General features: G+C 71.3%; 14 protein-coding genes and 1 pseudogene. 8 read left to right on the top strand and 7 right to left on the bottom strand.

Annotated features, from left to right (window positions below):
• Positions 1-5 precede the first annotated feature (5 nt).
• From J7I97_RS25825 to J7I97_RS25805, 5 genes are all read left to right on the top strand, one after another.
• On the top strand, positions 6-794 hold the full coding sequence (locus J7I97_RS25825; protein WP_214938966.1) for an Fpg/Nei family DNA glycosylase: 789 nt from the start codon (positions 6-8) through the stop codon (positions 792-794).
• Positions 795-949: 155 nt separating this feature from the next.
• Complete coding sequence (locus J7I97_RS25820) at positions 950-1,420, top strand: universal stress protein (protein WP_214938964.1); 471 nt, start codon at positions 950-952, stop codon at positions 1,418-1,420.
• Between the two features lie 31 nt (positions 1,421-1,451).
• Positions 1,452-2,201, top strand: a complete 750-nt coding sequence (locus J7I97_RS25815) for an HAD family hydrolase (RefSeq protein ID WP_308369368.1) — start codon at positions 1,452-1,454, stop codon at positions 2,199-2,201.
• Positions 2,202-2,284: 83 nt separating this feature from the next.
• On the top strand, positions 2,285-2,746 hold the full coding sequence (locus J7I97_RS25810; protein ID WP_214938958.1) for a CBS domain-containing protein: 462 nt from the start codon (positions 2,285-2,287) through the stop codon (positions 2,744-2,746).
• Complete coding sequence (locus J7I97_RS25805) at positions 2,743-2,982, top strand: DUF6213 family protein (RefSeq protein WP_214938955.1); 240 nt, start codon at positions 2,743-2,745, stop codon at positions 2,980-2,982. Before J7I97_RS25810 ends, J7I97_RS25805 begins: the two co-directional genes overlap by 4 nt.
• Positions 2,983-3,099: 117 nt before the next feature.
• On the opposite strand, the pseudogene J7I97_RS25800 reads toward J7I97_RS25805, so the two are convergent.
• Positions 3,100-3,435, bottom strand: a pseudogene (locus J7I97_RS25800) (ArsR/SmtB family transcription factor); the annotation flags it as partial.
• A gap of 411 nt (positions 3,436-3,846) precedes the next feature.
• Here J7I97_RS25800 and J7I97_RS25795 point away from each other — a divergent pair.
• The gene (locus J7I97_RS25795; protein ID WP_308369367.1) at positions 3,847-4,110 is read left to right on the top strand and encodes an HPP family protein; all 264 of its coding nucleotides are present in this window, start codon (positions 3,847-3,849) and stop codon (positions 4,108-4,110) included.
• A gap of 79 nt (positions 4,111-4,189) precedes the next feature.
• Entirely contained in the window at positions 4,190-4,633 is a 444-nt protein-coding gene (locus J7I97_RS25790) for a YciI family protein (protein WP_214938952.1), read from the top strand.
• A gap of 125 nt (positions 4,634-4,758) precedes the next feature.
• Here the strand turns inward: J7I97_RS25790 and J7I97_RS25785 are convergent, their stop codons facing one another.
• The 3 genes from J7I97_RS25785 to J7I97_RS25775 all read right to left on the bottom strand — a co-directional run bounded on the left by J7I97_RS25785 (position 4,759) and on the right by J7I97_RS25775 (position 7,869).
• A complete protein-coding gene (locus J7I97_RS25785; protein WP_214938949.1) occupies positions 4,759-5,205 on the bottom strand; it encodes a DUF6325 family protein in 447 nt (148 codons plus the stop codon).
• Positions 5,198-6,565: a hypothetical protein gene (locus J7I97_RS25780; protein WP_251059169.1), complete on the bottom strand. Its 1,368-nt coding sequence runs from the start codon at positions 6,563-6,565 to the stop codon at positions 5,198-5,200. The genes J7I97_RS25785 and J7I97_RS25780 overlap by 8 nt, the downstream gene beginning before the upstream one ends.
• A gap of 155 nt (positions 6,566-6,720) precedes the next feature.
• Positions 6,721-7,869: a hypothetical protein gene (locus J7I97_RS25775; RefSeq protein WP_214938946.1), complete on the bottom strand. Its 1,149-nt coding sequence runs from the start codon at positions 7,867-7,869 to the stop codon at positions 6,721-6,723.
• Between the two features lie 212 nt (positions 7,870-8,081).
• On the opposite strand from J7I97_RS25775, the gene J7I97_RS25770 reads away from it, so the two are divergent.
• Complete coding sequence (locus tag J7I97_RS25770; protein WP_214938943.1) at positions 8,082-8,537, top strand: YbhB/YbcL family Raf kinase inhibitor-like protein; 456 nt, start codon at positions 8,082-8,084, stop codon at positions 8,535-8,537.
• Positions 8,538-8,650: 113 nt separating this feature from the next.
• On the opposite strand, the gene J7I97_RS25765 is transcribed toward J7I97_RS25770, so the two are convergent.
• The 3 genes from J7I97_RS25765 to katG form a co-directional block, all read right to left on the bottom strand.
• Positions 8,651-9,301 (bottom strand): protein-L-isoaspartate(D-aspartate) O-methyltransferase, encoded by a 651-nt coding sequence (locus J7I97_RS25765; protein WP_214938939.1) that lies wholly within the window; start codon positions 9,299-9,301, stop codon positions 8,651-8,653.
• Between the two features lie 12 nt (positions 9,302-9,313).
• Positions 9,314-10,411, bottom strand: coding sequence for a hypothetical protein (locus J7I97_RS25760; RefSeq protein WP_214938936.1), 1,098 nt, complete (start codon positions 10,409-10,411; stop codon positions 9,314-9,316).
• Between the two features lie 205 nt (positions 10,412-10,616).
• A complete protein-coding gene (gene katG, locus J7I97_RS25755) occupies positions 10,617-12,803 on the bottom strand; it encodes a catalase/peroxidase HPI (protein WP_214939101.1) in 2,187 nt (728 codons plus the stop codon).
• Positions 12,804-13,033: the final 230 nt, after the last annotated feature.

Here is a 13,033-nt window from a genome sequence, read left to right as displayed (position 1 = left end):
CCCCCATGCCTGAGCTACCAGACGTCGAGGGATTCCGGAAGGTGCTCGAGTCCTGTGCGAAGGGCCGGGTCATCCAACGCGTCGAGGTGCGTGACGAGGGGGTATTGCACGGGGTGAGCGCGCGGAGGCTGCGCGACGCATTGGAAGGCCGGCGGTTCACCGAGCCGGAGCGGCACGGGAAGTGGCTGCTCGCCCACACCGGCGGTCCCACCCTCATGCTGCACTTCGGCATGACCGGTCAACTGGTGTGCGCCCATCCCGACGATGAGGCCGACGCCCACGACCGGGTCCTGTTCACCGTGGGCGGCGACCGTCAGCTCCGCTACCGCGACCAGCGCAAGCTCCAGGGTCTATGGCTGGCCGACGACCGCTCCGACGTCGAACGGCTGCTGGACCACCAGGGCCCCGACGCGATGGCGGTGGCGCGTGAGGACTTCGAGGCCGCGCTCTCCGCACGCCGCGGCAAAGTCAAGACCGTCCTCACCGACCAGTCCGTCCTGGCCGGACTCGGCAATCTGCTCGCCGACGAGATCCTGTGGCGCGCGAGGCTGCGCCCCACCAGCCGGGCGAGCGACCTCACCGAGGCCGACCGCCGTCACCTGTACACACACATGCGCCGCACGTTGCGCTCCGCGGTCACCGCCGGCTGCGTCCCGCCCCGCGACTCCTGGCTCACCGGGCACCGCGACGACCCCGTCGCGACCTGCCCGCGCTGCGGCAACCCCCTGCGCCGGTCCCGTATGGCAGGCCGCAGCACGGTGTGGTGCCCGCAGTGTCAGTCGGACGGGTCCTGAAGCCGCAGGCAACCGCGCCGCCTCCTCGTCGACCCCGCGAGTTCCGGGCATGCCGCCTCTCCGTCCCCCGCTGCCGGGTCTACGGCCCTGCCACGCGGGTAGGCGCACAGCACCTCGTCAGAGCAGGAAGAGTGAAAGGAGGGAGGGACCCGGCCATGGACACGAGTGGTCCGAAACCCCATGTCGTCGTGGGCGTCGACGGCTCGTCGGCCTCGTACGAGGCGTTGCGGTGGGCGGTCCGGCAGGCACGGTTGATCGGGGCGACGGTGGACGCGGTTACGGCCTACGACGTCCCCGGAGCGGTGGGCTGGTCCGCCCCGGCGGTGGACGCCGACTTCGATGAGGCTCAGGCCCGACAGGCCCTTGACGACGAGATCAAGAAGGTGCTCGTCCAGGTGGGAGACGTGCCGCTGGAACAACATCTGATCAGGGGGACCGCGGCCAAGGTGCTGATCGGGGCATCCGTCGGCGCCGAGCTGCTGGTCGTGGGCAGCAGGGGCCGGGGAGGCTTCGCCAGCCTCCTGCTGGGCTCGGTCAGCCAGCAGTGCGCCGTGCACGCGGCCTGCCCGGTCGTCATCGTCCGACCGCAGGGTAACGATGATGGCGACAGCGGCGAACAGGAGTGACCCCGCACGGTCGGTCACGGGTCTGCGCGGCGTGGTATTCGATGTCGACGGGGTCCTGACGGACTCGGCCGGCATCCGCGCCGCCGCGTGGAAGGCCGCCGTCGACCGGTGCCTCGAAGCGCTGCCCGAGTCCCGGTTCGCCGCGTGGCAGCGCCACCCGTTCGACGAGGTGAAGGACTACTTGGGCCTGGTTAGCGGCAAGTCCCGATTCGACGGGGTGCTCGCCTTCCTCGCCTCCCGGGGCTTGCGCCTGCCCGAGGGCGAGCCGGGCGACGAGCCGGGATGCGGCACGGTACGGGCGATCGCCGCCGCCGAGGAGAGGACGCTGTTCGACCTGCTCGACGAGCATCCGGTGAACGCGTTCGCGGATGTGGAGCCCGTACTGGGCGCGCTGCGCGCCTGGGGGGTGAAGTCCGCCGCGGTCTCGGCCTCCAGCCGTGCGAACGACGTCTTGATCACAGCGGGGATCCAGGGCCTGTTCGACACGGTCGTGGACGGGTCCGAGGCCGTCCGGCTGCATCTGGCGGGCACACCGGATCCGGCCCTCTTCCTTGAGGGCGCGAAGCGGCTGCATGTGCCGCCCGCGCAGACAGCGGTGGCCGATGCCGCGCCGACCGGGGTGGAAGGCGGCATGCGCGCGGGCTTCGGCCTGGTGGCCGGCATCAACCGTGAGACCTCGCACGAACGGGCGGCGCGCCTGTACACGCACGGAGCGGATGTGGTCGTCCATGATCTGGTGGGCCTGCTGCGGGCCGGCCTCGGACGATGGGAAGGTCCCTGACCCGCACGTGCCAGAGCCTGGCTTACGGTCGACGGCTGGGGGTAGCCGCCCAGTAGGAACGGCTTCCATCGGCAGGAGGAGTCATGATCCGGCGAGTCCACGAGGTGATGACCGAGCAACCGGTGACCGTCGAAAAGCTGACGTCGCTGGCCGAGGCGGCACGGGTGATGCGTGACGCCGGCATCGGGGACGTCCTCGTCGTCGACGGGGGCAGGCTGCGCGGCATCCTCACCGACCGGGACCTCGTCATCCGCGCCATGGCCGAGAACAGGGATCCCGCCGAGACGACCGTGCAGGCAGTCTGCAGCACTGAGCCGGTCACCGTCCGCCCGGGTGACGGCGTCGACCACGCCGTCGACCTCATGCGCCGCCACGCGCTGCGCCGGCTGCCCGTGGTAACCGAGGACGGCGAGCTCGTCGGCGTCGTCACCCTGGGCGATCTCGCGGTCGAACAGGATCCGGGGTCCGCTCTCGCGGCCATCTCGGCCGCGGAGCCGGACACCTCGCACCTGCCGCCCGCCGGAGCGGAGGAGGCGCCACTATGAACGCGTCCGTTCCCCTGGTCCCCACGACGGGCGGCCAGCTGCTGATCCCGGCCGACCAGGTCACCGCCCTGCTGCGGTGCCTGGCCGGCGGGTGGCTGCACTCGGTGTACGACGGCGAGGCGGAGCTCGATCCCGGCACGGTCCTGGGTCTGGCCAGTGTCCTGATGGATGTCGCCGACCAGATCGACGTCGAGTGCATCGCTTCCGTGCCGGTCCGGAGAGAGGACGACGAGTGACAGCGACGCGGCTGCGCTCCACCGGGTTCGTGTGGCTGCTGTTCTACCTGGGCCAGCACACCCAGAAGTGAACGCCCCGGGGCGGCTGTGCCGGCGGGGCACAGGCGGCGCGTCGGCCTACTTCGGTCCGGCGGGTCCGGTGGCGCGCAGGTCGGCCAGGAGCTCGGCCTGGCCCTGCAGGACACCGGAGAGGATGCTGCGCGCGACGCGCAGCAGTTCGGCGACCTCGGGGCTGGTGAGCCGGTAGTACACGTTGGAGCCCTCGCGGCGGGTGAGGACGAGGTTGGCCTTGCGCAGCCCGGCGAGCTGCTGGGACAGGCTGGCCGCTTCGATGTCGACCTCGGCCAGCATCTCGGCGACCGCGTGCTCGCGCTCGCTCAGCAGCTCCAGGACACGGATGCGGACCGGGTGGCCGAGGGTTTTGAAGAACTCCGCCTTGAGCTGGTAAAGCGGCGCCTGCGTGCCGCCGACGTCGCCCGCTCTGCCCGTCGCGCGTGTACTGCGGGGCGAGGGGCAGGGCGCGACCGGCCTTTCACCCCCCTCGGAAGCGCCCGTCGGACACCCGACAGATATGGTTCGTAGCGGATGTCCCCGGCCCACCCGCGCCCCGGGGACCCCGCCCCGGCACCACCCTCGCCAGGCGTCCTCCTGCCCTGCCCCGGCCGCCCGGCGGCCGCCTGCCCCGGAAATCTCCCTGCAATGAGCTCGAACGCCGCGCCGCCGGGCTGGGCCTGGTGGCGATCGGCGCGATGATCCACGAACCGGTGCTGATACCCCCGCTGGCCGCGAGCGCCGCGCTGGTCCACAGCGCGCCCGCTCGCACAGCCGCGCAATGTCGTCATCGGCCACCTGGCGGGCAGCGTCGTGGGCTACGCCGTTCTCGCGGCGGCGGGCAGCAGCGCCTGGGCGGCGGCCGTGGCGGCCGGTGTCACGCTCGCCCTCAACATGCTCGCTCGCACCCCGCACTCGCCGGCGGTGGCCACCGCCGTGATCATCGTGCTCCAGACCCCGGCTCCCGGCCGGTTCATCCCGCTGCTGTTGGGTTCGGCGGTCCTCCTCGTGCTGACCGGGTACGCCGCTTCCCGCGTGCGCCGCACGGCTCCGAAGTACCCCCTCTACTGGTGGTGACGGAGCCGCCCGGGGGAACCCCGGCCCGCCCCGGGCCGGGGAACGGCCGCGCCGAAACCAGAGCTGGTTGGCTGTCCGCATGAAGTACTTCGTGACGGTCCGGGCGAGCCAGGCGGACTACGACGCGATGGAGGGGAAGGCCTCGCCCGCCTCCCCCCTGTGGAGCCGTGACGAGCTCACGGCCATGGTCGCCTTCATGAGCGACCTCAATTCGGAACTCAGCGCCTCCGGGGAGCTGCTGGACGCCCAGGGGTTCACCGCGCCCGCGGAGGCTCGGTTCGTCACCGGCTCCCCGGGCCGTGAACCCGTCGTCACCGACCACCCGTACGCCGACACCGAGGTGCTGACCGCGGGCTACTGGCTGCTGGAGTGCTCCGGCCTCGACCGCGTCACCGAGATCGCGGCCCGGATCACCCAGTGCCCGGCGCCGGAGGGTTCCCCCGTGCACCCGGTGGTGATCCGCCCGATCGGCGAGGGCCCGTCGCTGGACCCTTCGGTCCCCGGTCCTTCAGCCACCGCGTAAACCGGCCCGGGCGACGCAGAGGCCGCCACCGTTCGGCGCTCCGGTCCTGGCCACCCGCTTCGCGATTCCCTCCGTTCCGTCGACATTCGTACGCATGGAGGCGGGCGACAACACCCCGGGCACGGTCACGGCATTCCGGCGTCCGGCGCTGCGGCGAGGTCGGCCTCCGCCTCTGTGATCTGCTCATGGGGGATTCGTACGGTGGCCACCAGGCGGCCGTCGTGGCGGCGTACCGCCGTGGCGAGCTCGCGGGCCCAGACGTTCTCCACGAGCAGGGCGAGGACCGTGGTCCCGACGTCCATCAAGGCTGCGATTTCGTCGACGTCCTCGATACCGACGAGTCCCAGCATGCTGCGGGCCACCAGGTCCGCCGCCGCGTCTCGCAGGTCCTCGATGTCGGAGAGCTCGACGCGCTCGACCTCGCCGTTCTCCTCCTTCGTGACCACCAGGGCGTCCAGGATGCGCACATCGTTGCGGCGCTCGACCTCTTCGATGCCCCGGAGCACGGCGTCCGGGGGGCGGACGCCGGGGAAGGACAGGATGATCAGGTCAACAGGCCCGAGTTCAGACATGACGCGGCTCCCGTCGTTCGGGCGGTCGCTCCGCGTTCCTGGTCGCCCGGCCGGTCGCCGCCAGCAGCGCGAGCAGCGCCAGGACGGCGAGGAGGACGAGAACCAGCAGCAGGATCGTCAGAACCGTCGGGTGGTTCCACAGCGCGAAGACCAGGGCCACGATGAGCAGGGCGGCCAGAGTGAGCCACCGGCGGTACGTCAGTACCCAGGATCCGGCCCGCCCCGTGCGGACCCGGTGCTGGTACGCCCACTGGGCCGCGGAGTCGGCGGTGCGGTCGGACGTGTCCCGCACCGCTCGGGGCAGTCGTCCCGGGCCGACCAGATAGGCGCCGGCGGCGATGACGAGGCTGAGGACGATCGCCGTCCGCAGGCTGACGCGCAGGAACCGCACCAGGGTGTCGAAGATCGCCGCGGCCGCGGCGGGGGACTGCACCTGGGCGGGAAGGTGGTCGAGGTAGTAGCGCCGGGCGACGATCAGAGCGATCAGCAGGACCAGGCACGCGAAGGCCGCCCCCAGCGCCGTCCGTGCCAGAGCCCTGCGTCGGCCGCGGGCCAGCAGCACCCCGGCCGTGCCGATGACGGCGGTGAGCAACAGAATCCAGTTCCCGATCACGTCCAGCAGATGGGCGCCGCCGCGGATCTTGGCCAGCTTGTCGGACTGGAAGAGCACCATCTGCTTGTCGACGTCCGGAATCCTGCTTGCCGGCGACAGGCCGGCCTCCACGAGCGCGTCCTTGATCCGGTCCACTGCCGTTCCGACGTCCAGCGTGACCGTGCCCTCCTCGACCCCCACGGCTCCGCGACCCTTACCGGTGAGCGCGTGTACGACCGTGTTGTGCGCTGCCCGGTTCGCGTCAGTCCAGACATCGGCGAACCGGTCGCTCTCCACGAAGCGGGTGGCCACCTTGGTGACGGCCTCGTTGACGGCCGAGTCGAGCTGCGGAGCGAGCCCCTTCACCGCCTGGGCGGCGCGGGGCGGCAAACCCTGTGACTCAAGCCAGGCAGCCACGTCCGACGTCACCTGGCGGCCGTCCACGCGCACGTCGACGGCGTGGGTGGCGCGACGGACCGCCGCGTCCTGGATGGCGGGGTCCTTGGCGAGGGGGGACATCGTGGCCACATACCTGTCGGTATCGAGTGCGATGTCGTGCACCCACACGGTGAGCAGCGCGATGGGAACCAGGATGCAGGTGAGGACGATGACGACCGCTGAGGCGGTGCCGCGGACGATGCGGCTGGCGCGGGCCCCGCCCGGGGAACCGCCTCCCTCGCGGGCCCCGGCCGCAGGACCGCCTCCCTCATGGGCTGTCCGCCGACCGGAAGGCGGATCCGGCGCGGGCGGATCGTGCGGACCGGTCATGGGTGCTCCAGGGGCACAGGAGGTGCTTTCCTCCATTTCCACCCGTGTCCGCGCCTACGGCACGCCTGGTGGGCTGTCCGGGCGAGAAGCGGTCGTGGGCGTCGCGCCAACGAGGACGCAGCTCCATCCGGTCCATTCGGTCGTTGTCACCGCCGTCAGATGGTCCAGCGCAGCACCGCCCCCAAGCCGCCCGCCGGTCCGGGCGTACCCGCCGGTACGACCAGAACCTCGCTGCCGGCCGCCGCCGCGGACCGCAGCAGGGCGTCGTCCGCACGCGCCAGTACGGGCTTGACGACGCCCATCGCCTCCGCCTGGCCGCGCTGCACCGCGACCTCGTCCACGCCCGGACCGATCCACACCTCGCGTGCCGCGTCGGAGCCGTCGGGGCTCAGGAGCAGCGTGGCCACCTGGTGGGTGCGTACGGCGTCCACGACGGCCGGCATACCCTCGGCCGCCTCACCGGGTCCGGTGTCAACGGTGGACTCGCGGTGCTCGCCGGGCCGGCCCCGGCCCGTGCGGAAGCGCTCCAGGGCGCTCTCGAGCCGCTCGTGGGCGAACTTCTCGCGCACCCGCGCGATCTCGCGGTCGAGGGCGACCTTCGAGGCGCCGGGCGACCTGCCGCCGCTGTCGACTTCGACGGTCATCGCCTGCATGCGCTCGGGCAGCCGGTCGTAGACGGCCCGGCGCTCGCGGTGATCGCCGGTCAGCACCACCAGATCGGCGCCGCTCTCAGGCCACTGCCGGGCCAGCTCCGCCGCGATGATGCCCGCCGTGTCGTTCCACGCGTTCTCGACCTTGTTCCGGTAGTGCCACTCGTACCGGTCCGCCGGCATGCTGCGGTGCCCGCGGCCCTGCCACTCCTTGCCCTGAGCCTGGCCCACGGCCTCCCGGCGGTGGGCGCCGCGCAGCTCCAGGTCGGCGCCCGTCCGGTCGATGTACGCCACCAGGCAGCTCGGCTCGTCGCCCCGCAGGCCGGCCAGCGGCGCGATGTGCGGCAGGATCGACCAGGTCGCCTCGGTGGCTACCGGGACCCTCCCGAGCGGGATGTCGAGTACGACCTCGGCGCCCGCTGCGAACAGCGCGCGGCCGGGCGGCGCCCCGCTGACGGGTTCCCCGGCGAGCCGGTCCACCACGGCCCGGACGGTGTAGGCGTCGGCACCCGCGTCGATCAACTGGGACGCGACCGCGCGCTCACGGAGTGCTTGTATCCGCTGCGCGTCCTCGGTCGCGCGGGTGGTCTCGATGTACACCGAGGCCCAGGGCCCTTGCCGGGTGAAGAGCGGTTTGAGAAAGCCGAGTTCCATGATGTCCCCCAGGGGGTTCAGGAAGGCTTGACGGGGGCGCGACGACAACAGCTCGATGACGGCACACCCCTCTTTCCAGGGTGCCCTGCCCATCGGGCGCGTGCCCGCCGACCGGCCCGTCAAACTGCCGCCCGTTCCGCGCCTTGGGCCGGTCGGGTGGATTCCGGGCCCGCAGCGGTACGGGGACGGGCGGGGATGGGAGAACGGCGGCCGTGACCGGAATTCAGCTGACCAGTACCGTCTTCGCCGACCACGCGGAGATCCCCCGCCGGTACAGCGGCGAGGGGGAGGACGTCTCACCGCCCCTGACCTGGACGGCTGCGCCCGAGGGCACCGCGGAGCTGCTGCTCCTGTGCGAGGACCCGGACGCGCCGGGGACCACGTTCCTGCACTGGCTGGTCACGGGCATCGACCCGTGGACCGGCGGGGTGGAGGAAGGCCAGGAGCCGCACGGCGGGCAGTCCTGGCCCAACGGGTTCGGACGGATGGGCTGGGGCGGGCCGATGCCGCCGCCCGGGCACGGGCCGCACCGCTACTTCTTCCGCCTGTACGCGCTGTCGCAGCCGGTCCGGCTGCACGACCAGCCCAGCGTGGACGCCGTGCACAGCGCCGTGCGGGGCAAGGAGCTCGCCAGCGGCACCCTCGTGGGCACGTACCAGCGGCTCTAGGAGGCTCTTGAAGATCTTGCTCCGGCCGACCGATTCACCCCATATTGCCGGTAAATATCAATCGGGTTGAACCGGTGCAAGCCGGGCGCGTTTTCAAGATCTTCATCAGACTCCTAGGAGCTGCCTTCGGGGTAGCCGTGGGCACCGTACAGCCGGACGAAACGGGCCGGGATGATCGTCCGGCGACGCTCCAGGCCCCCGGGCAGGTGCTCGTACAGCTCCACCCGCTCCCGCCCGCCCGGGCCCACGGGCTGGACCAGCCGGCCGCCGGTGCGCAGCTGCGCCACCAGTGGCTCCGGCACCTGCGGAAACGCCGCGCAGACGATGACCGCGTCGTACGGGGCCCCGTCCGGCGCGCCCAGCGTGCCGTCGCCGAGGACGACCTCCACCGCGCCGAACCCGTGCGCCGTCAACCGCCGCCGGGCCTCCGCGACCAGCTCCGGCCAGCGCTCGACGCTGACGACATGCCCGGCCAGGCGGGCCAGCAGCGCGGTCTGCCAGCCGTAGCCGGTCCCGATCTCCAGCACCCGCTCGCCGCCGGTGAGGCCGAGCGCGGCGACCATCATGGCGACCAGCGAGGGCTGCGTGGTCACCTGGCCGCAGGGCAGGGGCACCGGGATGTCCCAGTACGCGGAGCCGGCCTCGGCGGCGGGCACGAAACCAGCCCGCGGGACGGTCCGGACGGCCTCCAGCAGCCGTGTGTCGGTCACCCCCGCGGTCCGGGCCGCGAGGACCAGGTTGTCGGGAGAAGCCTCGTGGATCATCGCAGTGCCCCGTCAGGCCGGGGTCCCGTGGTCGGCGTACCGCAGCAGCGCCCCGACTCCCTCGTCCAGCCCCAGCTCCTCCTCCGGTACGACGACCAGTTCGGCGGCGGTGCCGACGAGGGCCCGCACCAGGGCCTCGTCGGCGGGTTCCTCGCGTGGTGCCCGTACTCCGAAGGAGACCAGTTCCTCCTCGGCCAGGGCGAGCTGGGTGGGCCGCGGGCCGGTCCACAGCCGCAGCGAGGAGGCGGGCGGGTGGTTCAGCAGCAGCGCCGCGACCTGGCCGCGCTGCAGGGCGGCGACGGTGGCCTCCAGCCCTTCCGTCGTGGGGCCGCCGAGGGCCCGGCGGCCGATGAAGATGTTCACCAGGTCCAGGTCGTGCTCGGCCATCCGGCCGCGGAAGACGCTGCCGAGCTGCGGCTCCAGCAGGGCCCGTCCGGTGTCCGTCGGGGTGGGGCCCCCGACCCGTACGACCTTCTCGCGCAGGGCGTGTGGCAGCCGGCGGACCAGTACGTTGCCCGCCCACTCGTCCCCGCCGACGACGACGGCGTCCGCATGGGTGCGCCGTGCCCAGGCCTCCAGACGGGGGCCCAGCCGGACGGCGCTGTGATGCCAGGTGGCCACCGCCACCTTGAGGTGCAGCCGCTCACCCGGAGTCACGGCGGAGGCGGGCCAGGTGCCGGACTCCGCCTCCACCCACACCCAGCCGTGCGTCTCGGCCGTCGGCAGCCCGCGGTAGTGCACCACGACCGCCAGGTAGGGGATCTCCGGCAGATGCTGGGTGACCAGCGGCATCGCGTCCGGCAGAGTGCTGTAGCGGGCCGAGTCGTGGGCGGGCGGCCGGGGCAGCTCCCCGTCCATGACGAGCGAGCCGTTGGCCGCGAAGATCGCCTGCCCGTGCACACCGGGCACCTCCGCGTCCGCGCCGACCGCCGCCTCCAGTACGCCGAGCAGCGCCCGGTCCGCACCCTGCCGGGTCAGGTCCGCACGCAGCCGGCGCCAGCGCAGGGCGACGGCCCGGTCGGGCTGCTCGACGTCCCGCGAGGTGTCCAGGTACACCGAGGCGAACGGGCCGGACTCCGCGTACAGAGGTTCCAGGAACGACAGCCTCATTCCTCATCACCACTCCCACGCCACTCGCAGGTGTCCCGTGTCCCCCCTTCGATGATGCGCACGTGGGCGGGGCAGACGAAGGACCGGCATCGGAATTTCGCCCCTCGGCACTGTCCTGACCGGATGGATCCGTCCTGACCGGATCCCGCGGTTGTCCCGGTCGGCCGAAGAGCGGCCGACCGGGACATCGGGCTCGGGGTCGGGCTCAGGCGAGGTCGAACCTGTCGAGGTTCATCACCTTGTCCCACGCGGTCACGAAGTCGCGCACGAACTTCTCTCCCGCGTCCTCGGACGCGTAGACCTCCGAGAAGGCTCGGAGCTGGGAGTGCGAACCGAAGACCAGGTCGACGGCGGTCGCGGTCCACTTGACCTCGCCCGTGGCGCCATCCCGACCTTCGAATACGTTCTCAGCCGAGGCCGACGCCTTCCACTCCGTACCCATGTCGAGCAGGTTGACGAAGAAGTCGTTGGTCAACTTCTCCGGCCGGCGGGTGAAGACGCCGTGTGGGGATCGCTTGAAGCCGGTGTTCAGGGCACGCATGCCGCCGATCAGAACCGTCATCTCGGGGCCGGTCAGTGTCAACAGGCTGGCGCGGTCCAGCAGGAGGGTCTCCGGCGACAGCTTCTCTCCCCCCCGGAGGTAGTTGCGGAACCCATCCGCCCTGGGTTCGAGAACGGCGAACGACTCCACGTCGGTCTGCTCCTGCGAGGCGTCCGTGCGCCCCGGTGCGAACGGGACCGTGATGTCGTGCCCGGCGTTCTTCGCGGCTCGCTCGACGGCCGCGCACCCGCCCAGGACGATCAGGTCGGCGAGCGAAACCTTCGTTCCGTCGGCCGAGAGGTTGAAGTCCTGCCGGATCTGTTCGAGGGTCTCCACCACCTCGGCCACCTCGGGCAGGTCATTGACCTCCCAGTCCCGTTGCGGCGCGAGCCGAATCCGTGCCCCGTTGGCCCCGCCACGCTTGTCGGTGCCGCGGAAGCTCGCCGCCGACGCCCAAGCGGTGGTGACCAGCTGGGAGATGGACAGTCCCGACGCGAGGATCCTGCCCTTGAGGGCAGCGACGTCCTCGTCCGCGACCAGTGCGTGATCGACCTGGGGGACGGGGTCCTGCCACAGCTGCGGCTCGGCGACCCACGGGCCGAGGTAACGCGAAGGGGGTCCCATGTCGCGGTGCAGCAGTTTGTACCACGCCTTGGCGAACGCTACCGCGAGCTTGTCCGGGTTCTCGTGGAAGCTCTTCGAGATCGGCCCGTAGATCGGATCCAGCTTCAGCGAGAGGTCCGTCGTCAGCATCATGGGAGCGTGCCTCTTCGACGCATCATGAGCATCGGGCACAGTGTCCTTGGCCGACGGATCCGTGGGAGTCCACTGCTTCGCGCCGGCGGGGCTCGTCGTCAGCTCCCAGTCGTACCGGAACAGGTTGTCCAGGTACCCGTTGTCCCACTTCGTCGGCTCGGAGGTCCATGCGCCCTCAAGGCCACTGGTGAGCGCGTCGGTGCCCTTGCCGCTGCCGTACGTGTTCCTCCAGCCGATGCCCTGCTGCTCGATGGGGCAGGCCTCGGGTTCCGGGCCGATGTACTCGGGATCGACCGCACCATGACACTTGCCGAACGTGTGGCCGCCGATGATGAGGGCAACCGTCTCCTCGTCATTCATCGCCATACGCCCGAACGTCTCGCGAATGTCCCTGGCGGCGGCCATCGGATCCGGGTTCCCGTTCGGCCCCTCCGGATTGACGTAGATCAGTCCCATCTGCACGGCACCGAAAGGACCGGCGAGTTCCCTCTCGCCGCCGTAGCGCTCGTCTCCGAGCCACGTGTCCTCGGGCCCCCAGAAGATTTCCTCGGGCTCCCAGATGTCCTCTCGGCCGAAGCCGAACCCGAACGTCTTGAACCCCATCGATTCCATGGCACAGTTGCCGGCGAAGACCAGAAGGTCGGCCCAGGAGATTTTCCGGCCGTACTTCTGCTTCACCGGCCAGAGCAAACGGCGTGCCTTGTCGAGGCTCGCGTTGTCCGGCCAGCTGTTGAGGGGGGCGAAGCGCTGAGCGCCGGCGCCGCCACCGCCCCGGCCATCGGCGATGCGGTACGTTCCCGCGGCATGCCAGCTCATCCGGATGAAGAGCGGCCCGTAGTGGCCGTAGTCGGCAGGCCACCAGTCCTGGGACGTCGTCATCACCTCGAAGACGTCCTGCTTCAGCGCGTCGACGTCGAGGGCCGCGAACTCTTCCGCGTAGTCGAAGTCCTCGCCCATCGGATTGGACCGGGGCGAGTGCTGGTGGAGCACCTGAAGGTCCAGCTGATTCGGCCACCAGTCCCGGTTCGTTCTGGGTCGGGTCGGCGTGGGGGTCGGGGAGGGGATTGCTGGGTTTTCGCTTTCGCTGCCGGACACGTCCGCCCTTCTTCCTGTCTCGGGGTTTCTGTTGGCGTCCGTATGGTCGCGCACCGCAGACCGCACCGCTACGCGAACACGCAGAGCACCCCCGCGTAACAAGAACTCGAAGTCCAAAGCCGTTTGGGGTCCGGCTCAACGGCTGACGAATCTCCCGGTGCCGCAATCGCCACGAGCGTGGCGCACACGCTCGCCCGCGCACCACCGAGTTCAGCGGACTCTTGTGAGGA

This window comes from Streptomyces sp. ISL-87 (assembly GCF_018614095.1).
Taxonomy (GTDB): Bacteria; Actinomycetota; Actinomycetes; order Streptomycetales; family Streptomycetaceae; genus Streptomyces.
This window is presented reverse-complemented; position numbering and strand designations above follow the sequence as displayed.